22 protein-coding genes are annotated in these 21,303 nt (G+C 58.4%); 9 read left to right on the forward strand and 13 right to left on the reverse strand.

Going from position 1 to position 21,303, the window contains the following annotated elements:
• Positions 1–6: 6 nt before the first annotated feature.
• Positions 7–945, reverse strand: coding sequence for a bifunctional riboflavin kinase/FAD synthetase (ribF, locus tag ACA069_RS24455; RefSeq protein ID WP_167394884.1), 939 nt, complete (start codon positions 943–945; stop codon positions 7–9).
• A gap of 129 nt (positions 946–1,074) precedes the next feature.
• On the reverse strand, positions 1,075–2,613 hold the full coding sequence (gene murJ / locus ACA069_RS24460; protein WP_489879969.1) for a murein biosynthesis integral membrane protein MurJ: 1,539 nt from the start codon (positions 2,611–2,613) through the stop codon (positions 1,075–1,077).
• Between the two features lie 252 nt (positions 2,614–2,865).
• On the opposite strand from murJ, the gene rpsT reads away from it, so the two are divergent.
• Positions 2,866–3,138, forward strand: coding sequence for a 30S ribosomal protein S20 (gene rpsT, locus ACA069_RS24465; RefSeq protein ID WP_003228351.1), 273 nt, complete (start codon positions 2,866–2,868; stop codon positions 3,136–3,138).
• Positions 3,139–3,249: 111 nt separating this feature from the next.
• On the opposite strand, the gene ACA069_RS24470 is transcribed toward rpsT, so the two are convergent.
• The 5 genes from ACA069_RS24470 to rplU form a co-directional block, all read right to left on the reverse strand.
• Positions 3,250–3,717 carry a CreA family protein gene (locus tag ACA069_RS24470; protein ID WP_401272238.1) on the reverse strand — a complete coding sequence of 156 codons (468 nt, stop codon included), beginning with the start codon at positions 3,715–3,717 and terminating at the stop codon, positions 3,250–3,252.
• Between the two features lie 10 nt (positions 3,718–3,727).
• Positions 3,728–4,846: a glutamate 5-kinase gene (gene proB, locus ACA069_RS24475; protein WP_497618301.1), complete on the reverse strand. Its 1,119-nt coding sequence runs from the start codon at positions 4,844–4,846 to the stop codon at positions 3,728–3,730.
• Positions 4,847–4,983: 137 nt separating this feature from the next.
• Positions 4,984–6,207 (reverse strand): Obg family GTPase CgtA, encoded by a 1,224-nt coding sequence (gene cgtA, locus ACA069_RS24480; RefSeq protein WP_401272240.1) that lies wholly within the window; start codon positions 6,205–6,207, stop codon positions 4,984–4,986.
• Between the two features lie 193 nt (positions 6,208–6,400).
• Positions 6,401–6,658 carry a 50S ribosomal protein L27 gene (rpmA, locus tag ACA069_RS24485; protein ID WP_003176049.1) on the reverse strand — a complete coding sequence of 86 codons (258 nt, stop codon included), beginning with the start codon at positions 6,656–6,658 and terminating at the stop codon, positions 6,401–6,403.
• A 35-nt stretch (positions 6,659–6,693) separates the two neighbouring features.
• Positions 6,694–7,008 (reverse strand): 50S ribosomal protein L21, encoded by a 315-nt coding sequence (gene rplU, locus ACA069_RS24490; RefSeq protein ID WP_003176051.1) that lies wholly within the window; start codon positions 7,006–7,008, stop codon positions 6,694–6,696.
• Between the two features lie 240 nt (positions 7,009–7,248).
• Here rplU and ACA069_RS24495 point away from each other — a divergent pair, with 240 nt between their 5' ends.
• The 3 genes from ACA069_RS24495 (at position 7,249) to ACA069_RS24505 (ending at position 9,148) form a co-directional block, all read left to right on the forward strand.
• Positions 7,249–8,217, forward strand: a complete 969-nt coding sequence (locus tag ACA069_RS24495) for a polyprenyl synthetase family protein (RefSeq protein WP_187679198.1) — start codon at positions 7,249–7,251, stop codon at positions 8,215–8,217.
• A gap of 125 nt (positions 8,218–8,342) precedes the next feature.
• Positions 8,343–8,684, forward strand: a complete 342-nt coding sequence (locus tag ACA069_RS24500) for a zinc ribbon domain-containing protein YjdM (RefSeq protein WP_497615381.1) — start codon at positions 8,343–8,345, stop codon at positions 8,682–8,684.
• A gap of 206 nt (positions 8,685–8,890) precedes the next feature.
• Positions 8,891–9,148 carry a PA4570 family protein gene (locus tag ACA069_RS24505; RefSeq protein ID WP_003228365.1) on the forward strand — a complete coding sequence of 86 codons (258 nt, stop codon included), beginning with the start codon at positions 8,891–8,893 and terminating at the stop codon, positions 9,146–9,148.
• A 131-nt stretch (positions 9,149–9,279) separates the two neighbouring features.
• Here ACA069_RS24505 and bamJ read toward each other — a convergent pair whose 3' ends face one another.
• From bamJ to ACA069_RS24520, 3 genes are all read right to left on the reverse strand, one after another.
• A complete protein-coding gene (gene bamJ / locus ACA069_RS24510; protein WP_039761705.1) occupies positions 9,280–9,897 on the reverse strand; it encodes a BamJ family beta-barrel-assembly machinery protein in 618 nt (205 codons plus the stop codon).
• A 124-nt stretch (positions 9,898–10,021) separates the two neighbouring features.
• A complete protein-coding gene (locus ACA069_RS24515; protein WP_187679196.1) occupies positions 10,022–10,327 on the reverse strand; it encodes a DUF6482 family protein in 306 nt (101 codons plus the stop codon).
• A gap of 177 nt (positions 10,328–10,504) precedes the next feature.
• Positions 10,505–10,993, reverse strand: coding sequence for a TIGR00645 family protein (locus tag ACA069_RS24520; protein WP_129395586.1), 489 nt, complete (start codon positions 10,991–10,993; stop codon positions 10,505–10,507).
• A gap of 162 nt (positions 10,994–11,155) precedes the next feature.
• Between ACA069_RS24520 and ACA069_RS24525 the strand changes: the two genes are divergently transcribed.
• Positions 11,156–12,985: a hypothetical protein gene (locus tag ACA069_RS24525; protein WP_497615382.1), complete on the forward strand. Its 1,830-nt coding sequence runs from the start codon at positions 11,156–11,158 to the stop codon at positions 12,983–12,985.
• Here ACA069_RS24525 and ACA069_RS24530 read toward each other — a convergent pair.
• Complete coding sequence (locus ACA069_RS24530) at positions 12,982–13,302, reverse strand: PA4575 family protein (protein WP_095189336.1); 321 nt, start codon at positions 13,300–13,302, stop codon at positions 12,982–12,984. The two genes, ACA069_RS24525 and ACA069_RS24530, sit on opposite strands and share 4 nt — an antisense overlap.
• Before the next feature lie 311 nt (positions 13,303–13,613).
• On the reverse strand, positions 13,614–16,052 hold the full coding sequence (locus tag ACA069_RS24535) for a Lon protease family protein (RefSeq protein ID WP_187679194.1): 2,439 nt from the start codon (positions 16,050–16,052) through the stop codon (positions 13,614–13,616).
• Between the two features lie 277 nt (positions 16,053–16,329).
• Here ACA069_RS24535 and ACA069_RS24540 point away from each other — a divergent pair, with 277 nt between their 5' ends.
• The 4 genes from ACA069_RS24540 to ACA069_RS24555 all read left to right on the forward strand — a co-directional run bounded on the left by ACA069_RS24540 (position 16,330) and on the right by ACA069_RS24555 (position 19,842).
• Entirely contained in the window at positions 16,330–16,818 is a 489-nt protein-coding gene (locus ACA069_RS24540; RefSeq protein ID WP_042561159.1) for a DUF3015 domain-containing protein, read from the forward strand.
• A gap of 95 nt (positions 16,819–16,913) precedes the next feature.
• A complete protein-coding gene (locus ACA069_RS24545) occupies positions 16,914–18,767 on the forward strand; it encodes an Lnb N-terminal periplasmic domain-containing protein (RefSeq protein ID WP_489879963.1) in 1,854 nt (617 codons plus the stop codon).
• 152 nt (positions 18,768–18,919) lie between these two features.
• Positions 18,920–19,276 carry a hypothetical protein gene (locus ACA069_RS24550; protein ID WP_187679192.1) on the forward strand — a complete coding sequence of 119 codons (357 nt, stop codon included), beginning with the start codon at positions 18,920–18,922 and terminating at the stop codon, positions 19,274–19,276.
• A 71-nt stretch (positions 19,277–19,347) separates the two neighbouring features.
• Positions 19,348–19,842: a GreA/GreB family elongation factor gene (locus tag ACA069_RS24555; protein ID WP_497615383.1), complete on the forward strand. Its 495-nt coding sequence runs from the start codon at positions 19,348–19,350 to the stop codon at positions 19,840–19,842.
• Here the strand turns inward: ACA069_RS24555 and gdhA are convergent.
• Positions 19,839–21,176, reverse strand: coding sequence for an NADP-specific glutamate dehydrogenase (gene gdhA, locus ACA069_RS24560; RefSeq protein ID WP_497615384.1), 1,338 nt, complete (start codon positions 21,174–21,176; stop codon positions 19,839–19,841). The genes ACA069_RS24555 and gdhA overlap by 4 nt on opposite strands.
• Between the last annotated feature and the right edge of the window lie 127 nt (positions 21,177–21,303).

Consider the following 21,303-nt stretch of genomic DNA (forward strand, 5'->3'; position numbering starts at 1 on the left):
TCTTCATTAGCGATGGGCGCTAGGTGCGGCTAGTGCACGGGCGGTGGCGACATCCGCATTGATCGCCGTTTTCAGCGCCTCCAGGGAGGCGAAACGCTGCTCTTCACGCAGCTTTTGGTGGAAAACCACCGTCAAACGCCGGTCATACAGATCGCCGGCAAAATCTAAAAGATGGACTTCAAGGTGGGCCTTGCCATCACCCTGCACCGTGGGCCGCACGCCAATATTGGCGACGCCGGGCCAGGTCTTGCCGTCGATATCGACATCCACCAGATACACCCCGGTAAACGGCACGCGACGACGCTTGAGTTGAATATTGGCAGTGGGCGTCCCCAGTTGCCGGGCCAGTTTCTGGCCATGTAGCACGCGACCGGCAATGCGGTACGGGCGGCCGAGCAACCGTTCGGCCAAGGCAAAATCGGCGGCGGCCAACGCGTTGCGCACCTGGGTGCTGCTGACGCGAATGCCGTCCAGCTCGACGGTTTGTGCAGCTTCCACGCTAAACCCGTGAACCTGCCCGGCCTGCAGCAGGAAATCGAAATCACCGAGGCGATCGCAACCGAAGCGGAAGTCGTCACCGACCTCCAGATGCTGCACGCCGAGGCCGTCTACCAGAATGGTGTCGACGAACTCACTGGCGCTGAGCTTGCTCAGACGCTGGTTGAAGGCCAGGCACAAGACCCGGTCAACACCTTCGGCCGCCAGCAGTTGCAGTTTGTCGCGCAACCGGGCCAAACGTGCCGGCGCGGTCTCGGGTGCAAAGAATTCCCGTGGCTGCGGCTCGAAAATCACCACGCAGCTGGGTACGCCCAACTCGAGCGCACGCTCACGCAGCCGGGCCAGGATAGCCTGGTGACCACGGTGAACACCGTCAAAGTTGCCAATAGTGGCGACGCAGCCCCGATGCTGGGGGCGCAAGTTGTGGAGGCCTCGAACCAGCTGCATAACGCGCTTCTTGCTCATAAAGTGGCCGATTATAACCACACCCGGCGGCAGACGACAGGCAACACCGTAACGCAAAGTGATCGAGCCGACAAAACTGCCGGCCCGTGCCCGTTTATAAGGGGTAAAACCTCAGCTCAAGGCCTTGCGATTGAAGTCGCGCAGACGGAAACCGAGCAGCAGCAACATACCGAAATACGAAACCACGCCCGCCGCGACCAAAGCGCCCAGACGCAGGAAGCGTTCCAGCATGTGCCCCTGATCCCAGGCCGGCATGAAATGCATGCCGACCAACAACACCACCGACATCACCGCCACGGCCACAACCAGCTTGAAGCCGAACTTCGCCCAACCAGGCTGCGGCTGGTACATCTGCTGTTTGCGCAGTTGATAGAACAGCAAACCGGCGTTCAGACAGGCACCTGCACTGATGGCCAACGCCAGCCCGGCGTGGGCCAACGGGCCGATCAACACCAGGTTGAACAGTTGAGTAACCACCAGCGTGAAGATTGCGATTTTCACCGGAGTGCGGATGTTCTGTTGCGCGTAAAAGCCCGGCGCCAGCACTTTGATCACGATAATCCCGAGAAGGCCGACAGAATAGGCAATCAATGCGCGCTGAGTCATCTCGGCATCAAAGCCACTGAACTGGCCGTACTGGAACAGCGAAACGGTCAATGGCTCGGCGAGAATTCCCAGCGCCAGCGAGCACGGCAGCACCAGCACGAAGCACAGGCGCAGGCCCCAGTCGAGAATGCGCGAATACTCGTGGCGATCCTTGCTGGCGTAGGTTTTGGCCAGAGTCGGCAACAGAATCGTGCCCAGCGCGACGCCCAGTACGCCGGATGGCAACTCCATCAAGCGGTCGGCGTAGTACATCCACGACACCGAACCTGCGACCAGAAACGAGGCAAAGATGGTGTTGATGATCAGCGAAATCTGGCTCACCGAGACACCAAGGATCGCCGGCAGCATCTGCTTCATCACACGCCAGACACCGGTGTCGCGCAGATTCAGGCGCGGCAGCACCAGCATGCCGATCTTTTTCAGGTGTGGCAGTTGATAGAGCAATTGCGCCAGACCACCGACCAGCACCGCCCAGCCAAGGGCCATGACCGGTGGATCGAAGTACGGCGTGAGGAACAGCGAAAACACGATCATGCTGACGTTGAGCAATGTCGGCACAAAGGCCGGCACCGAGAAACGGTTCCAGGTATTGAGAATTGCCCCGGCCAGCGACGACAGGGAGATCAGCAATATATAAGGGAAGGTCACCCGCAACAGATCAGAGGTGAGCTGGAATTTTTCCGGCGTATCTGTGAAACCAGGGGCTGTGGCCCAGATTACCCAAGGCGCAGCGATCATGCCCAGGGCCGTTACCACGGCCAGTACCAGGGTCAACAAACCCGATACGTAGGCAATAAAGGTTCGAGTCGCCTCCTCGCCCTGCTGGCTTTTGTATTCGGCCAGAATCGGCACAAATGCCTGAGAGAACGCGCCTTCGGCAAAAATTCGCCGCAGCAGATTGGGCAGTTTGAAGGCGATAAAGAAGGCGTCAGTCGCCATTCCGGCGCCGAATGTGCGAGCGATGAGCGTGTCACGAACAAATCCCAAAATACGGGAAAGCATCGTGATAGAGCTGACGGCGGCCAACGATTTGAGCAGATTCATTGAGGAAATCAGGGCCTTTCGATAAACAGCAGGCGAACAATGCGCCTACTTGTGCGATACTCCGCGCCGCAACAGCACAGAGCCAAAGCTCGCGAGTTTACAGGTCAAGCGCCGGAAATAAATATCCCGCCTCTTTATACCTACCACTTAGCGGAACGATTGAAGTGCCCTTGACAAGACATCTCTTCATCGGCATGATTCGCGGCCTATTTTGTTTGCTATTTCCTAAAAAGTCTTTCGAGGAGCTCGACGGTGGCCAACTCACCTTCCGCCAAAAAACGTGCAAAACAGGCTGAGAAGCGTCGCAGCCACAACGCCAGCCTGCGTTCCATGGTTCGTACCTACATCAAGAATGTAGTTAAGGCCATCGACGCAAAAGACGCTGAAAAAGCTCAAGCTGCATACGTTCTGGCTGTGCCAGTTATCGACCGCATGGCCGATAAAGGCATCATCCACAAGAACAAGGCTGCTCGTCATAAGAGCCGTCTGAATGGCCACGTCAAGGCACTGAAAGAAGCTGCCTAAGCGACGTAGTCATTAAAAAACCGACCTCAGGGTCGGTTTTTTATTGCCTGCGATTTGGTGAATGCAGAGCAAAAAAATGTGGGAGCTGGCTCCCACATGGATTTTCTTGCCTTATTGCTGAACCGGCACCCACGGCAGGATCGGAATCGCCGTCACCGCATTCTGCGGACTGCCCTCGATCAAGCGGTCGCTGTAGACCAGGTACACCAACGTATTGCGTTTCTTGTCGAGAAAACGCACCACCTGCATGGTCTTGAACACCAGTGACGTGCGCTCCTTGAACACCTCATCACCATCTTTCAGCTCACCCTTGAAATTGATCGGACCGACCTGACGGCAAGCGATCGAGGCTTCGGCGCGATCCTCGGCCAGACCCAGACCACCCTTCACGCCACCCGTCTTGGCGCGCGACAGATAACAGGTCACACCTTCCACCTTCGGATCATCAAAGGCCTCGACCACGATCCGGTCGTTCGGCCCGACAAACTTGAACACCGTCGACACCTGACCGATTTCCTCGGCCGAGGCCAGCAATGGCAACGCAATCAGCAGACCCAACAATCCTTTTGCTACACGCATCGAGCTTTCCTCAAACCAGAATCAGATTGTCACGGTGAACCAGTTCCGGCTCAGCCATGTAACCCAGCAAACCGACAATCGCATCCGACGACTGTCCGATAATTTTTTGTGCTTCCAGCGCACTGTAGTTGGCCAGACCACGAGCGATCTCACGACCATCCGGCGCCACGCACACCACCATCTCACCACGACGGAAACTGCCCTGCACCAGTTTGACACCCACCGGCAGCAGGCTCTTGTTGCCCTGTGACAACGCCGACACCGCACCATCATCCAGCACTAAGGTGCCACGGGTCTGCAGATGCCCGGCCAGCCACTGCTTGCGTGCAGCCAGCATGCCGCGCTCAGGCGACAGCAAGGTGCCGATACGCTCGCCAGCTTTAAGACGATCAAGCACCCGCTCAAGCCGCCCACCGACGATGATGGTGTGGGCACCTGAGCGCGCCGCCAGCCGCGCCGCGCGCAATTTGGTCTGCATACCGCCGCGCCCCAGCGCACCGCCAGTGCCGCCCGCCACCGCATCCAGACTCGGATCATCGGCACGCGCCTCGTAGATCATCTGCGCATCGGGATTGTTGCGCGGATCAGCGTCGAACATGCCATCGCGATCCGTCAGGATCACCAACAGATCAGCCTCGACCAGGTTGGCCACCAGCGCCGCCAGCGTATCGTTGTCACCGAAACGAATTTCATCAGTGACTACAGTGTCGTTTTCGTTGATCACCGGGATGACTTTCAGCTCGACCAGCGCACGCAAGGTACTGCGGGCGTTCAGGTAGCGCTTGCGATCGGACAGGTCGTCGTGGGTCAGGAGAATCTGCGCCGTGTGTCGGCCATGCTCGGCGAAGCTCGATTCCCACGCTTGCACCAAGCCCATCTGACCGATCGCAGCGGCCGCCTGGAGCTCATGCATCGCACTGGGTCGTGCGATCCAGCCCAAACGACTCATGCCGGCCGCCACCGCCCCGGAGGACACCAGCACCAACTCGACGCCAGCCTCATGCAAGGCCACCATCTGCTCAACCCAGACACTCATTGCCGCACGATCCAACCCTTTGCCATCAGCTGTCAGCAAAGCGCTGCCGATCTTCACGACCCAACGCTGCGCACCTGTCACCTTGCTCCGCATCATCTTCAACCTTAGCTTGAGGACAGCGCGACCCAGCGCTGCCCGTGACGTTATTCGTGGCTGTTCCTGACCAACGATCGATTTCCAGATACTAAAACGCCGCTCGATTGAGCGGCGCTTAAGTTTACTGCAACGAATCAGTCACGCACGTAAATGATTTCCGGACCGTCTTCGTCATCCACATCTTCTTCATCCCAGTCATCGTCACCGATGTCGTGGACCGACTTCACGCCGCTGCGACGCAGGGCACGCTTGTCATCCAGCGCCTGCAATTGCGCACGCGCTTCGTCTTCGATGCGCTGATCCAGATCGGCCAGCTCTTCCTTGTAAGCCGGGTCGGCAGCAAGGCGATCGGCGCGATCTTCCATGTAACGCATGATGTCGTGGCAAAGACGCTCGGTGCCGATCTTGGCGATGGCCGAGATCACGTAAACCGGACCAGTCCACTCCAGGCGATCAACGATTTCCTTGACGCGAGCATCGTGATCTTCCTCAAGGATCTGGTCGCACTTGTTCAGCACCAGCCAGCGATCACGCTCAGCCAGGGACGGGCTGAATTTGATCAGCTCGTTGACGATCACTTCCGCCGCATCCGGAGCGCTGGAGTCATCCAGCGGCGCCATGTCGACGAGATGCAGCAGCAGACGCGTGCGCGCCAAGTGCTTGAGGAAACGAATACCCAGACCAGCACCGTCAGAAGCACCTTCGATCAAGCCCGGAATATCGGCAACGACGAAGCTCTTCCAGCGATCGACACTGACCACACCCAGGTTCGGCACCAGCGTGGTGAACGGGTAGTCGGCAACTTTCGGCTTGGCCGCCGAAACCGAACGGATAAAAGTACTTTTCCCGGCGTTCGGCAAGCCCAGCAGACCGACGTCGGCCAGCACTTTCATTTCCAGCTTCAGGTCGCGCTGCTCACCCGGCTTACCCGGAGTGGTCTGACGCGGCGCACGGTTGGTACTGGATTTGAAACGGGTGTTGCCCAGACCGTGCCAGCCGCCCTGCACAACCATCAACTTCTGACCAGCCTTGGTCAGGTCGCCAATGACTTCCTGGGTGGCGGAGTCGATCACCGTGGTACCGACCGGCACGCGCAGGATCAGATCCTCACCTTTTTTGCCGGTGCAGTCGGTGCTGCCGCCGTTGGAGCCACGCTCGGCATCGAAGTGCCGGGTGTAACGGTAGTCCACCAGGGTGTTGAGGTTTTCGTCGGCCATCATGTAGATGGAACCGCCATCACCGCCATCACCACCGTTCGGCCCACCGTTTTCGATGAATTTTTCCCGACGGAAACTCATGGCACCATTGCCGCCGTCACCAGCCTTTACGCGAATCGATACTTCATCAACAAACTTCATAACCAACGCCTCTCGCCATACGGACGAGCCGAAAAACAATCAAGACATAAGACTCTTGCAAAAATGAGCGCAGCGACCCCAATACACGACCTGCATCGCACGCCGACAGCCCATACAAACAGTTTTGCAAGAGACTCACCCCACAAACGAAAAAGCCCCGTCGCAAGACAGGGCTCTTCCAGCGATTGCGCAATTAAGCTGCGACAACGCTCACGTAACGGCGGTTGAACGCGCCTTTTACTTCAAACTTGATCACGCCTTCGATTTTCGCGAAGAGGGTGTGATCTTTACCCATGCCAACACCGTAACCGGCGTGGAATTGGGTGCCGCGCTGACGCACGATGATGTTGCCCGGAATGATTTTCTGGCCGCCATACATCTTGACGCCAAGGCGTTTGGCTTCTGAGTCGCGACCGTTACGGGTACTACCACCAGCTTTTTTGTGTGCCATGAGTTCAATTCTCCTAGTGAGGAATTAGGCTGAAATTAAGCCTGAATACCGGTGATTTTGATCTCGGTGTACCACTGGCGGTGGCCCATACGCTTCATGTGGTGCTTACGACGACGGAACTTGATGATGCGGACTTTATCGTGACGACCTTGGGAGATCACTTCAGCCACAACAGTAGCGCCAGCAACAACTGGAGCGCCGATATTCACGTCGTCGCCATTGGCAACCAACAGAACGCGATCAAAGGTAACGGATTCGCCGGTAGCGATTTCCAGTTTTTCGATCTTCAGGTATTCACCTGGGGCGACCTTGTATTGCTTGCCGCCAGTAACGATTACTGCATAAGACATGGTATTTCTCCGATAATCCTGCTCACCCAGCTCTTTATAAGAAGAGGTATTGGCTGGCATGGCTGCATGAGGCTGGAAGGCCTGCTTGCAATTGCGTAAGGCAGGTGCTGCCCAGGAAGTTCAGGGTGCGCGATTGTACGCAAGGCGCGGCAGGCTTGCAAGTAGCCGTCCATCGCGCCTTGACAGGTCTGGACGGGGGTCCTAGCATGCCGCGCAACCCTTCTGGAGCGACTCTCGCTGATGCAACCCCAAGCTTTCTACCGCGCGGTGGCGGACGATTTTAGCGCCGTCGACGGCATCATCAAGAAGCAGCTGACTTCCCGAGTGCCGCTGGTATCGAAAATCGGCGACTACATCACGTCGGCCGGCGGCAAACGTCTGCGTCCTTTATTAGTGTTGCTGTGTGGCAAGGCCTTGGGTCGCGAAGGCGACGACATGCGCCTGCTGGCGGCGACCATCGAATTCCTGCACACCGCCACCCTACTGCATGACGACGTCGTCGACATGTCCGGCATGCGTCGTGGCCGTTCAACCGCCAACGCCATGTGGGGCAACGCCCCGAGCGTGCTGGTCGGCGATTTCCTGTACTCGCGCTCGTTCGAAATGATGGTCGAACTGGGCTCGATGCCGGTGATGAAGATTCTGTCCCAGGCCACGCGCATCATCGCCGAAGGCGAAGTATTGCAACTGTCCAAGGTGCGCGACGCCAGCACCACCGAAGAAACCTACATGGAAGTCATCCGCGGCAAGACCGCGATGCTCTTTGAAGCTTCGACCCACAGCGCCGCCGCGTTGGCCGGTGCCACCGCCGAGCAGAGCGAAGCCCTGCGCACCTTCGGTGATCACCTGGGCGTGGCGTTCCAACTGGTCGACGACCTGCTCGACTACAAGGGCGACGCCGAAACCCTGGGCAAGAACGTCGGTGACGATCTGGCCGAAGGCAAACCGACTCTGCCGCTGATCTTCACCATGCGCGAAGGCACGCCTGAGCAGGCTGCACTGGTGCGCCAGGCGATCCAGAAAGGCGGGATCGAAAACCTGGAAAGCATCCGCGTCGCCGTGGAAGCGTCCGGTTCGCTGGAGTACACCGCGCAACTGGCCCGTGATTACGTGGCCCGTGCGATCAAGTGCCTCGATGCGCTGCCGGCCAGCGAATACCGCGATGCACTGGTTGAACTGAGTGAGTTTGCGGTCGCGCGCACGCATTGATTCTGCCGCATCACCAAGAGCCGCAGCCTTCCCCGAAGCCTGCGGCTTTTTGTTGCCTGCCCTCTCACGGCAAAAACCTTATACAATGTGCGACTTTTAGCGAACCACATCCTCAAGGAGCCTTAGTGAGCACGCTGCCACCCTGCCCGAAATGCAATTCCGAATACACCTATGAAGACGGTGCCCAACTGATCTGCCCGGAGTGCGCCCACGAGTGGTCTGCCAATGGCAAAGCCGAAGTGGCCTCTGACGATGCAGTGAAGAAAGATTCGGTCGGTAACGTCCTGCAGGACGGCGACACCATCACCGTGATCAAGGACCTGAAGGTCAAGGGCACGTCGCTGGTGGTCAAGGTCGGCACCAAGGTCAAGAACATCCGCTTGTGCGATGGCGACCACGATATCGACTGCAAGATCGACGGCATCGGCCCGATGAAACTCAAATCCGAGTTCGTCAGAAAAGTCTGAGCCTGCTGTCATCCATCCCGCGCCAGCCGTGGGATGGAGCTCCACCCTCCTCGCTTTCCCCCAGAAAAACCACGCAATAGCTAAACGCCAGCCGTTTTGACCTTACGCAATCTTTACCCGTAAAAACTCGCAACATGCCAATAGTCGCTTGCTATTTGACGAATAAGAATTATTCTCATTGAAACCCTTTCAAGGAGATTAGAACCATGACTTATTTGATCGACGCCTGGCTGGATCGCCCACACCCTTATCTGAGAATCCTGCATCGGGAAACCGGGGAAGTCTGCGCAGTGCTGGAAGAAGAGGCCCTGCATGAGCTGCAGGATCAAGGGGATCTGGACGTCAGCAGCCTGAATTCCAGCGAGCCGCTGGTGCTCAAGGAGCTCGTGCGCAATCTGTTTCTGTTCTGCTATGCCCGGGCCTTGCGCCCGACCAATGAGCTGCATCACAAGATCGAAATATGAGCAGTACCACAAAAAATTGTGGGAGCCAGATTACTGGCGATGGCATCAACGCGGTCCTGAAAGAAAACCCCGTCGCACCATCGCCAGCAGGCTGGCTCCCACATTAGCCCATCACAAGGACAGGCCAGGTCTTACAGAACGTCGAGCAGCTCGACGTCGAACACCAGAACGCTGTGCGGCGGGATGCTGCCAACGCCTTGAGCGCCGTAAGCCAGTTCGCTCGGCACGTACAGACGCCACTTGCTGCCGGCATTCATCAGTTGCAGAGCTTCGGTCCAGCCGGCAATCACGCCGCCAACCGGGAATTCTGCAGGCTGGCCGCGCTCGTAGGAGCTGTCGAACACAGTGCCGTCGATCAGGGTGCCGTGGTAGTGAGTACGCACTTGATCTTCACGGGTAGGCTTGGCGCCTTCGCCCTGAGTCAGCACTTCGAATTGCAGGCCGGACGCCAGAGTGGTGATGCCGTCACGCTTGGCGTTCTCAGCCAGGAATGCCAGGCCTTCGCCCGCAGCGGCTTCAGCTTTGGCAGCGGCTTCGGCTTGCATGATCTCGCGGATCACTTTGAAGCTGGCGGACATTTCTTCCTGACCCACACGGCTTGGCTTGCCGGCGAAGGCGTCGGTCAGACCGGCCAGGATGGCGTCCAGGCTGACACCCGGTGGCGGGTTGTCGCGCAGCTGGTCACCCAGCTGACGGCCGATGCCGTAGCTGACGCGGGTTTCATCGGTGGACAGATTTACTTCGGACATGACACTGCTCCGCTGTGCGGACGACCTCAAGACTTGCCGTGCGAACACAGCGCGTCCCGGCGCGCCCGGAACCAAAAAGGGCGAGCAGACTAGCACAGATGCCCCGTCGGTTGGGGCACGGGGTCTACAGGGCGGAGCGCCAGGCAATCGGCAATTTCAGGCTCTCTTCAATGCTGGCACTTAGTCCACACATTTCATCATGCACCGAGGTGTGGACGAGGTTGAACGGCAGCACCGGAAAGTTATGCAGCAAATCTCGTGCATGCTCCACCGAACGCAGCGTCAGCATGTTGCCCTTGAGATCGCTCAACGGATACGCCGCCCCATGCATCCGCGCTTCCAGCAGATAAATCCCGCCTTCCATGGAGATCAGATTCAGCTCATCTACTTTTTTGGCGATAGCAAACGCATTCAACTCTTGCAGGTTCATGAACACACCTCACGCAGTGGCGAGCCAAGACCTCTACAGGGATATGCCCGCACGCCCCAAAGCACAAGCCACAAACGACACCGCCCGTCTGTTTCGCAACAGACGGGCGGTGTTTTTGTGTTGCGAGGGGGGGATCGCTACGCGATCCAGCGGGAGCAAGCTCCCTCGCCACAATGATCAGTGCTTGGTGAGCTTGTCGAGGTAACCCATGGCAAACGCCGAGATCACAAAGGTCATGTGGATGATCACGTACCACATCAGGTGCTCGGGATCGACGTTCTTGGCGTCCATGAAGATCCGCAGCAGGTGGATCGAGGAGATCGCCACGATCGAGGCCGCCACTTTCATCTTCAGCGACGAAGAGTCCATGGTTCCGAGCCAGCTGAGTTTTTCCTTGCCTTCGTCGATGTTCAGTTCGGAAACGAAGTTCTCGTAGCCGGAAATCATCACCATCACCAGCAGGCCACCCACCAGCGCCATGTCGATCAGCGACAGCAGCACCAGAATCAGCTCCGACTCGGCCATCGAGAACACGTTGGGCAGGATGTGGAAAACTTCCTGGAAGAATTTCAGCGCCAACGCCAGCAGCCCGAGTGACAACCCGATGTAGATCGGCGCCAGCAGCCAACGCGAGGCGTACATTGCATTTTCGATAAAGCGTTCCATTGAATCTCACACAAGGGGGGTTGTAATGGGTGGCGAGTATACCAGCCACCTGTGACAGCCAGAAACCGCCCGGAAATCCGCCACCTGCGTGTGTGTGACAAGGTTTTTCTGCTAGTGTCCAAATCATTGACAGCCCAGCGACAGTGGACAGGACGAGTGGAAATGGATCTGCGATTGCCGATAACGACTGCCGGAATTTGCTTCGCCATGCTACTCGGCGGTTGCTCACCCGGCGACGACAAGCAGGCTGCCAGCCTTGAAGAAAAGACCACAAAGTTCGAACAGTCACTGGATGCCATCACCGATCCGAAGCTCAAGGACGCCATCACCGAACTTGGCGGTTCGCTGCTGCTGCTTGAGCGCGCAAAACAGAAACTCGACAGCAATCCGGCAAAAACCGAATACGGCGAAGACGCCCTCGGCGTGCTAAAGCATTACCCGACCCCGCAGAGCCTTGTCGATACCTTCATCAATGGCCTGTTCGTACTGCACAAGGACGCCAGTTCCGATTACCTCACGGATCTGCAACCGGTCTTCCCCTTCAACCTGAACATTCCCGGCGGCTTCCTGTTTCCCCATAGTGTGGAATGGCAGTCGGTAACGCTGAGCAACAAGCGCGTCATTGCTTATCAACCCGAGTGGTCGGAAACCGATCCCGGCATTCAGTTGAGCCCGTCCAGCTCCAACGTCACCAACCCCGATGACCTGACGGTGACCTACCCATTCATAGACGGCCTGAATGTGGACAAGAAAACCCAGCCGCAACCAGTGAGCCTGCAAGGCCAGGTCGAAGTCATTGCGCCGCGACGTTTGTACAGTTTCGACCTGACGCAAAAAGACGTTGGCCAGATCCGCACCAACGACAACCTCAGCGTCAAACTGCTCAAGCTTGAAAAGAACTACGCGCAAGTAGAGTTCAGCAACAGCCTGCCATTGGCACCGGAAGTCGCAGACGCCCAGCTCAATCCGCTGATCGTTCAAGCCCGCGACATCAGCGGGCAATATTTGATGCGTGCCGGCTCGATCAACGAAAGTCCGGAGCAGGTTGCCTTCTACGAAAAACAACTGGCTCAGTTGCAACAGCAGAAAAGCTGGAGCGACACCCTGGAAAAACAGCTCAGTAACGATCAGCAAGCCTTTGAGCAGCAACACCCCAAGCGCTACAACAAGGTTTACTTCAACGGCCCGATCGAAACCCTGGAAGTCAGCGTGCTCGACTTCTCATCGGCCACCGTGACCCGCAAAAACCTGGATCTGCCGATTCGTGCGTTCAATCAGCACACCACGGAAAAAGCCATTCAAGCGCTGGATCTGCCCGTGGTGGTGTATGACGATCTGGCGGTGAACTGGCTCAAAGGCGCAAGCCTGACAGAAGACCAATTGAAGGCCGGCATCCGTATTCATCAATCGGTGGAAGACCCCAGTGCGGCGCGTATCGAGTTTTCCCATCGACGTACCTTCAACGACGAATTGCTCGGTGACGACTTTAGCCCCGGCGTCAGCCCGGTGACGTTCTTCACCGAAAAGCGCAGCGGCAAACTTGATGAGCCAATCGAACTGCCGCCCGAGGCTTATCAGGTCGACCCGTTGCGGGCGACGATTACCTATGATCTGAATCTGTTCCCGGAAACCCCGGCGATTGCCGTCGGTTCGATGCCGTTGTTTCTCGCCACGGTCGACAAAAAATCCTACGACGCCAAGTCTTTGCCCAAAGGCCTGGAGATCAAAAACAACACCCTGGCGGTGGATCTGAAACTGTTTCCTGCGAACGAATGGCGGTTCTTCGTCAAGGACGACAGCGGCAACTATCTGAAGCAGATCCTCTCGGTCAGCCATGATGCGAGCGCAGAAGGCCCAGCGTTGTTCGGTGTGCACTACTTCTACGGCCGACCAACCCACGTCGAAACCTTCCAGCGAACCGACCTCGCCACCGTGCAATACGGCTTTGAGGTCAAACTCGACAAGTCGCAGGCACCCGCCCCTGCGCCTTAACTGTTGAGGCTACGTCCTCGCCCGCCGTTGATCTGCCGAAGCTGGGCTTGCAGGTGCAGGCTCCAGATTTGCGGATCGTCGGCCAATTCGTAGCCGTGCAGGGTCAGACTTTCGACGATGGTATCGAGGATCGACTCGGCAGCGACCGGGCCGTGAAACGGGCCTTGGGCTTTGATGGCAGAGGGTTGTTCGCCGGCCATGCCGGCAGCGAAGAGCAGCGTCCACATGCCAGTATCGCCGGCCAACGGCTTGATGGCGCACTCGATACGGGTCACGAGACCCAGGCATTGACGGGTGAGGCAGAGGTTGCGCGACATGGCGGCGACCCTCGGTGAAGCCGGTATTCAGCCCTCACGGGAGGACTGGCTCGATCCAGTGATACTGTCGATATCCTTGAGCTGAGAATAGAAGAAAAGTTCGCCGCGCAAGCTTTATGGAACCAGAAGGCGCCGAATGGTCATTGTGTGAATATTGGCGCCAGAGTGATGGCACTTTTCCCGAAGATCGACACAAAACAAATGTAGGAGTGAGCCTGCTCGCGATCATGGTGTGTCAGTTGATGGAAATGTCGACTGATACACCGTGATCGCGAGCAGGCTCGCTCCTACAGTTTTAACCGCTTAATGTGTTACGCCGGTTTGGCTTCCGCCAACGCCTCCTGCGCCAGTTCCTTCTCGGCCTCTTTCAGATCTTCTTCACTGATCATCTCGGCAATCACGCGCAGACGCTCAACCACCCGAGCGTTGACGCTGCCTTCAGGGAATTGACCGTCAGCATCCGGTTCACCGGCCGGCTCGCCGACCAGCAGGCTCAACGCCTCGTCGGCCTGACGCACTGCGTAAACGTGGAACTGCCCGGCGCGCACCGCCGCCAGCACTTTCTCGTCGAGCATCAACGTGGCGACGTTGGCCTGCGGAATGATCGCACCCTGCTCCCCGGTCAGCCCGCGTGCTTCGCAGAGGCGGAAGAAGCCTTCGATTTTCTCGTTGACCCCGCCAACTGCCTGCACCTCGCCGAATTGGTTGATCGAGCCGGTGATCGCAAAGCACTGCTTGAGCGGGGTTTTCGACAGCGCCGAAATCAGCGTGCACGCCTCGCCCAGCGATGCACTGTCGCCATCGACGTAACCGTAGGATTGCTCCAGCGCGATACTCGCGGAAATTGCCAACGGGAATTCCTGAGCGTAACGGCTGCCCAGATACCCGGTGAGGATCATCACGCCTTTGGAGTGGATCGGCTGGCCGAGGTTGACCTCACGCTCGATGTCGACGATACCGCTGCCGCCCGGGTACACCGTGGCGGAAATCCGCGCCGGCACACCGAACGCCGAGTCGCCGACTTCAAGCACGGTCAGCCCGTTGCATTTGCCGACCGCCGCGCCGTCGGTGTCGATCAGGATGATCCCGGCGAGCATGTCGTCGAGAATCCGCGCCGACACACGTCCGGTGCGAGTGGCCTTGGCTTTCAGGGCACGTTCGATATGACCGGCATCGGTCATTTCATCGCCGGCCAAGTGACGAATGAAATCCGCTTCGCTGACCAACTGGAACAGATCGCCAATGCGCGCCGACAAGCGCCCCTGATGCTCGGCCAGACGTGCACTGTAAGTGGCCAGACGCGCGACCGCATCGGCGGTCAACGGCGCCATGCCTTCTTCCGACGTACGGGTTTTCAGCAACTGGGCGAATTGCTCAAGGCTCTCGTCGACCATCGGAATGTCTTCGTCGAAGTCGACCAGGACGCGGAACATCTCCTGGAAGTCCGGATCGAGGTCTTGCAGCGTGTAGTAGAGCGACCGCGCACCGATGATGATGACTTTGACCTGCAGCGGAATGTGCTGCGGGTTGAGGGTCACGGTGGCGAAACGACCCATCTCGCCCAGCGGTGATTCCATTTTCAGCTTGCGCGATTGCAGGGCGCGTTTAAGCGCATCCCACACGAACGGCTCGCTGAGCATTTTTTCCGCTTCAAGGATCAGGAAACCGCCGTTGGCGCGGTGCAAGGCACCCGGACGCAACTGGCGATAGGTCGTGTAGAGCGCGCCCTGATCGGTGGTGTACTCGATACGGCCGAACAGGTTTTCGTAAGTCGGGTGCGGCTCGAACACCACCGGCGCACCGCCGCTGGCCGGATGACCAACCACCAGACTCGGCGCGTATTGCTCTTCCAGCAACTTGCGCGCGACGGCGTCGGTCTTGCTGTCGTCGACCAGTTGCTCGACCACGGTTTTCAGCAGGTACACCTGCATCGCTTGCAGATAACCGCAGACAGCGGCGTTTTCCGCGTACTTCTCAGACAGCGGCGACAGCAGTGGCTGCAAGGCCAGGGTGATGGTTTCTTCGTTGAGCGAACGCAGTTGGTTGTTCGACTCACGCTTCCACTGCGGCAGGCTGGCGAGTTCTTCGTTCAGACGCTCTTCAAGGCCGGAAATATCTTCATGAAAGCGCTCGCGATCGGCCTCCGGCAACTGCGAGAACTCAGCTTCATCCAGCGCCTTGCCGTCGAGCATCGGCGTGAAGGCGATGTTGCTACTGTCGCGGTACAGGGCGACGTCTTTTTCCAGGGCCAGACGCTCGATGATGTCGAGGGCCTTGTCGTAGCGCTGGTTGAAGGCGCGGTCGATGGCGCTTTTCTTTTGCTGGTAGGACGGGTGTTCGAACACCGCCGGGAAGGTCGCCAGCAGGTTGTCGATCAAGCCGTTGATGTCACCGATGAACGCGCCGGCCGTGCCCGATGGCAGCTCCAGCACGCGGGGCTCGCGCGGCTCATCGAAATTGTTGACGTAAACCCAGTCCGCCGGGGTCTGCAGGCGTTTGCCTTCGGCTTTCAGGTAGCGTTTGACGAACGAGAAGCGACCGGTGCCGGGCTCGCCCATGACGAATACGTTGTAACCGGGGCGTGGCATGGCCACGCCGAACTGCAAGGCTTCGACCGCACGTTCCTGGCCGAGCACACCGCGAAAGGGCTCCAGATCATTGGTGGTAGTGAAGCTGAACTGTTCAGCGGAAAACGGACGGGTCAGCGCTTCGGGCGCTATACGCAGGCTGGCAGCAACAGGATCAGGCATCGGGCTTCCTTAACAATCAGGCGGGGCAGATAGCGGCATTCTGGCGCTGCCCGTGCCCCACTGGCAAGGCGCGCCATGTGACAAAGCATAGACAACCGGCTGCCCATGTCCCGCCACCCATGAAATCGGGGTTATCGCCAAATCTTTTGTAAAAACTCACGGAACCCCGGGAACGTGCCTAAACTCCAAACTGCGCGGCTGGAACTAATACTGGCCCACTGGCACCGTCAGGTGTCAGAACCCTGTCCATTGGTATGCACATAAAGAGAACAAAGCTATGAAACGGATTCTTCTCGGTACTCTCTTCACCGCTGTATCCATCAACGCAATGGCGCAAGCTCCAGGCGGCCCGGATTGCGGTTGGGGCAACATGCTGTTCGAAGGTCAGCGTGGCACCCCTGCTCACTTCCTGGCATCCACCACCAACGGCACTTCCGGTAACGCCACGTTTGGTATGACTTCCGGCACCAACGGTTGCTCGACCAACGCGTCGCTGACCTACGGCGGCAAATCCTGGTTTGCCATGAATGGCATGATGAACGAGCTGTCCGAAGACATGGCAAAAGGTAACGGCGAAGCGCTGACTACCTATGCCGTGGTACTGGGCGTGGCGCCGGAAGACCGTGCGCACTTCGCTGCTGTCACTCACGAGCACTTCCAGCAGATCTTCAGCAAGGCTGACGTGACCGCTGAAGACGTGCATACCAACACCCTGTCCGTTCTGAAGTCAGACCCACGTCTGGCCAAGTACGCAACTCAGGCTTAAGCTCGACTCCGCCCGCTTCTTTCGGGAAGCGGGTTTTATTTTTTTGGCCCGTCCCTCTTTGGGTTTTTGTTTTTTTCCTGTTTAAGTTGCCGACTATGCTCAAACGCCTTGCCTGGCTGGCGCTCTGTGTCTGCGCCCCGCTGTCCGCCGCGCCAAACATCGACCCTCAACGTTTGCAGCAACTGGCCAACGACCGCTTCTGGATCTCCCTCGGTCATTACGAAACCGCCAAGCTCGGTGGCTGGCGCAGCTATGTCAGCGACAAGAAGTTCTTTCTGGCGCCCGACGGCAACGAACATCCCGACCATGAACTTGCCGCCACCGTTCAGGCACTGTATGCCCCGGCCAGCCTCGGCGAGCAACACGCACAATGCGTTTACCCGGCGCGCACGCGCTGGCTGAAAACGCAGCTCAACCTGACCGACCTGCCGGCACCTGCGTGCGCCGAGTACAAAAAATGGTTCAAGGATGTCTCGCCGCACAGCGCGGTGATGATCTTCCCGGCGGCTTATCTCAACAGCCCATCGTCGATGTTCGGCCACACGCTGCTGCGCATCGATCAGGCTGACGTGCAGGCAGACAAGACGTCGCTGCTCAGTTACGCGATCAACTTCGGTGCTTACATCGAAGGTTCGGACAACAGCATCCTTTACGCCTGGAAAGGTTTGATGGGTGGCTATCCCGGCCTGTTCGCACTGGTGCCGTATCAGGAAAAACTCTCCGAATACCGCAGTCTGGAAAACCGCGATCTGTGGGAATACCGACTCAATCTGACGCAAGAAGAAACCGCGCGCATGGTTGAACATGTGTGGGAGTTGAAGCAGATCCAGTTCGACTACTTCTTCTTCGATGAAAACTGCTCCTACCGCTTGCTCGAACTGCTGCAAGTGGCGCGGCCGAGCCTGCGCCTGACCGAACAATTCCCGCTGACCGCGATTCCTACCGACACGGTCAAAGCGGTGAAAGAAGCCGGGCTGGTCGAAAGCATCGAATACCGCCCCTCCCGCGAGCGTGAACTGCTCAGTCGCGCCGAACCGTTAAGCGATGAAGAACAGCAGTGGGTGCTGAAAGTCAGCGCTGACCAGCAAGTTTTGCAAGACCTGACCTTCAAGGCCCTGCCCCGCGCCCGCCAAGCCTTGATCATCGACGCGGCGTATCGTCTGGAACGCTACCGCGCCAACGGCCAGGAACGCGACCCACAAAGGGCGCAGCGCAGTTTTGAACTGCTGCGGGCAATCAACAAAAATCCGGCGCCGGAGCTGGAAATCCCGCAACCGGGCTTGCCCGAAGATGGCCACGAATCAAGGACCTGGCAGGCCGGTCTCGGTACTCGAGGTGACCGCGCATTTGGCGAGTACGGCTTGCGCATGGCCTATCACGATCTCAACGACAACGCCGAAAGCTTCCCGCTGGGTGCGCAGATTGAAATCCTGCAGATGAAACTGCGCCAGTACGAAGGCAACCAGTGGCAATTCCAGCAACTGGATCTTGCGACCATTCGCTCGCTTACCCCTCGCAATGAGCTATTGCAGCCGCTGTCGTGGCAAGTCACCGGAGGCCTGGAGCGGGTGCCGGGCAAACACGATGACGAGACGCTGGTCAGCCACGTCAATGGCGGTGGTGGCGGTACGTGGGCGCTGGGCGACGATGTGCTGGGTTTTGCTCTCGGCACGGTGCGGGTGGAACACAACAATGACTTCGCCGAGTTTGTTTCCCCGGCGGGCGGTTTCAATACCGGCGTGCTGTGGAAAAACCCGCTGGGCAATCTCAGCCTGGAAGCCAAGGGCGATTACTTCTTCAATGGCGAAGTGCGCCGCAGCCTGAGTCTGAATCAGCAGTGGGAGTTGTCACGCAACCTCGGCTTGCGCTTGAGTGCGCAGCGTGAGTTCAGTCATCTGGCCACGCCGGAGACTGAAGTGATGCTAGAAGTGAAGTGGTATCACTACTGAAAAGATCGCAGCCTGCGGCAGCTCCAGGGGAAATGCATTCCAACTGTAGGAGCTGCCGCAGGCTGCGATCTTTTGATCTTTCTTTCACACCCCATCAACGAATCCCCTTCTAGACTTCCCCCATAAGCCGAAAACCGGCGCGGGAGAGTGCGATGTGGCGGTGTGCGGGTTTGCTGGGCGTTTTGCTGGTGCTGAGCGGTTGCCAGACCACTCACGAAGATTTGATTGCCAAAGGTTATCCACCGGCCTTCGCCGACGGTTTCGATGACGGTTGTGTCAGCGGCCGCCAGGCGGCCGGTTCGATCAGCGGTGAATTCCGCAAGAACGTGCCGCGCTATCTCAAGGACAAGCAGTACGCCGAAGGCTGGACCGATGGCTTCCGCCAGTGTCAGGCAATGCTGGAAAACAAGGGTCGCGAAGAATATCGCAACGAACATTGGGACGAACGCGAACGCGCCTGGCAGCAACAGAAAGACCAGGACGCCGGGCGGGCTTATCGCTCGCAGTAGGTCGCTTCCAGACATCCAGTGAAACCAAATGCCGGCGACCATGGCCCAAACTCTATGAAGAGGAGGACACCATGAGTCGCGCTTTCGTCAACGAAGACAATGCCGCTGCGCAAGCCGATCAACCGGTCGAACGGCAGGTCAGCACACAGCCCAATTACGTCACCCCGCAAGGGCTGGCGCAGTTGCAGGCGAAAGTCGCCGAGCTGCAAGCCCTGCACGCCGAGCAATCGGCCAAGGGCGAACAGGCTGACAAACAGCGCCTGGCCGATCTTGAACGGGATCTGCGCTACTTCAACCAACGCCTGGGCGGCGCGCAGGTCGCCGTCGCCGCGACCTCCACCGACAAGGTGCAGATCGGCAGTTGGGTCACCTACGCCGACGAACACAGCACCGAACGCCGGGTGCAACTGGTGGGCGAAGATCAGGCCGACGCCGCCAAAGGCCTGATCAATTGGGGATCACCTTTGGGCCGCGCACTGCTCGGTGCCCGGCTCAACGACGAGGTGCTGTGGCAACGCCCCGCCGGCGATCAAGTGATTGAAGTGATCCGCGTCGAACCGAGTTAAACCACACCCTGCGCCAGCATTGCATCGGCGACTTTGACGAAGCCTGCGATGTTCGCGCCTTTGACGTAGTTGATCCGCCCGTTCTCTTCGCCGTAATGCACGCAAGCGTGGTGGATCGACTGCATGATCGCGTGCAACTTGCTGTCCACCTCGCCCGCCGTCCACAGCAGACGCATGGCGTTCTGCGACATTTCCAGACCACTCACCGCCACGCCGCCGGCATTAGAGGCCTTGCCCGGCGCGAACAGAATGCCGGCCTCGATAAAGATATCCACAGCCTCCAGCGTGGTCGGCATGTTCGCGCCTTCGGCCACGCAAACACAGCCATTGCGCAGCAGCGTGCGGGCGGCATCGGCGTCGAGTTCGTTCTGGGTGGCGCAGGGCAGCGCGATGTCGCACGGCAGCGACCATGGGTGCTGACCAACACGGAACTCCAGGCCAAATGCCGCCGCCATTTCGCTGATGCGCCCGCGTTTGACGTTTTTCAGTTCCAGCAGCGCCGACCACTGTTCTTCGCTCAACCCCGCCTCGCAATACAGCGTGCCTTCGGAGTCGGACAGGGAAATCACTTTGCCGCCCAGATCCATCACCTTGCGCGCCGCGTATTGCGCGACGTTGCCGGAACCGGAGATCGCCACGCGCTTGCCTTCGACGGTCTGCTCGCGACGCTTGAGCATTTCTTCGGCGAAGTACACACAGCCAAAACCGGTAGCTTCCGGGCGGATCAAACTGCCGCCGTAAGTCATGCCTTTGCCGGTCAGCACGCTGGTGAACTGGTTGCTCAAGCGCTTGTATTGGCCGAACAGAAAACCGATCTCCCGCGCGCCAACGCCGATGTCACCGGCCGGCACGTCGACGTCCGAGCCGATATGGCGGTACAACTCGCTCATGAACGCCTGGCAGAACCGCATGACTTCGGCGTCACTCTTGCCCTTCGGATCGAAGTCCGAACCGCCCTTGCCGCCACCCATGGGCAGCGACGTGAGCGAGTTTTTGAAGGTCTGTTCGAAGGCGAGGAATTTCAGCACGCCCAGATTCACCGACGGATGAAAACGAAGGCCGCCCTTGTACGGGCCGATGGCGCTGTTCATCTGGACTCGGAAACCGCGATTGACCTGAACCTTGCCTTGGTCATCGACCCACGACACCCGGAACACCACCGCCCGTTCCGGCTCGCAGATGCGCTCCAGGATTCCCGAGGTCAGGTAACGCGGATTGGCTTCGAGAAACGGCCAGAGACTGCGCAGGACTTCTTCGACAGCCTGGTGGAATTCGGGTTGATCCGGGTCGCGTTTTTTCAGGCGTGCGAGGAAGGATTCGACGGATTCGGTCATGGGAAAAGTCTCGGCAAATTTATTGTCGTTGGAGGAGATTGGGCCGGACTGTAACAAACGATTTGCATACAGGAACAGTTCAAAATGTCGCAGATATGAAATTAAATGGTGCACAGGATATAAATCA

This window comes from Pseudomonas sp. LBUM1652, from assembly GCF_059716105.1.

Bases quoted from the DNA above. Each gene is read 5' to 3' on its own strand.
- rpmA (WP_003176049.1), bottom strand. From the start codon at position 6,658: ATGGCACACAAAAAAGCTGGTGGTAGTACCCGTAACGGTCGCGACTCA.
- ACA069_RS24545 (WP_489879963.1), top strand. From the start codon at position 16,914: ATGCTCAAACGCCTTGCCTGGCTGGCGCTCTGTGTCTGCGCCCCGCTG.
- ACA069_RS24470 (WP_401272238.1), bottom strand. From the start codon at position 3,717: ATGCGTGTAGCAAAAGGATTGTTGGGTCTGCTGATTGCGTTGCCATTG.
- ACA069_RS24540 (WP_042561159.1), top strand. From the start codon at position 16,330: ATGAAACGGATTCTTCTCGGTACTCTCTTCACCGCTGTATCCATCAAC.
- bamJ (WP_039761705.1), bottom strand. From the start codon at position 9,897: ATGTCCGAAGTAAATCTGTCCACCGATGAAACCCGCGTCAGCTACGGC.
- ACA069_RS24520 (WP_129395586.1), bottom strand. From the start codon at position 10,993: ATGGAACGCTTTATCGAAAATGCAATGTACGCCTCGCGTTGGCTGCTG.
- ACA069_RS24505 (WP_003228365.1), top strand. From the start codon at position 8,891: ATGACTTATTTGATCGACGCCTGGCTGGATCGCCCACACCCTTATCTG.
- ACA069_RS24530 (WP_095189336.1), bottom strand. From the start codon at position 13,302: ATGTCGCGCAACCTCTGCCTCACCCGTCAATGCCTGGGTCTCGTGACC.
- ACA069_RS24495 (WP_187679198.1), top strand. From the start codon at position 7,249: ATGCAACCCCAAGCTTTCTACCGCGCGGTGGCGGACGATTTTAGCGCC.
- rplU (WP_003176051.1), bottom strand. From the start codon at position 7,008: ATGTCTTATGCAGTAATCGTTACTGGCGGCAAGCAATACAAGGTCGCC.
- murJ (WP_489879969.1), bottom strand. From the start codon at position 2,613: ATGAATCTGCTCAAATCGTTGGCCGCCGTCAGCTCTATCACGATGCTT.
- ACA069_RS24535 (WP_187679194.1), bottom strand. From the start codon at position 16,052: ATGCCTGATCCTGTTGCTGCCAGCCTGCGTATAGCGCCCGAAGCGCTG.
- cgtA (WP_401272240.1), bottom strand. From the start codon at position 6,207: ATGAAGTTTGTTGATGAAGTATCGATTCGCGTAAAGGCTGGTGACGGC.
- ACA069_RS24550 (WP_187679192.1), top strand. From the start codon at position 18,920: ATGTGGCGGTGTGCGGGTTTGCTGGGCGTTTTGCTGGTGCTGAGCGGT.
- gdhA (WP_497615384.1), bottom strand. From the start codon at position 21,176: ATGACCGAATCCGTCGAATCCTTCCTCGCACGCCTGAAAAAACGCGAC.
- ACA069_RS24555 (WP_497615383.1), top strand. From the start codon at position 19,348: ATGAGTCGCGCTTTCGTCAACGAAGACAATGCCGCTGCGCAAGCCGAT.
- ACA069_RS24525 (WP_497615382.1), top strand. From the start codon at position 11,156: ATGGATCTGCGATTGCCGATAACGACTGCCGGAATTTGCTTCGCCATG.
- ACA069_RS24515 (WP_187679196.1), bottom strand. From the start codon at position 10,327: ATGAACCTGCAAGAGTTGAATGCGTTTGCTATCGCCAAAAAAGTAGAT.
- ribF (WP_167394884.1), bottom strand. From the start codon at position 945: ATGCAGCTGGTTCGAGGCCTCCACAACTTGCGCCCCCAGCATCGGGGC.
- proB (WP_497618301.1), bottom strand. From the start codon at position 4,846: ATGCGGAGCAAGGTGACAGGTGCGCAGCGTTGGGTCGTGAAGATCGGC.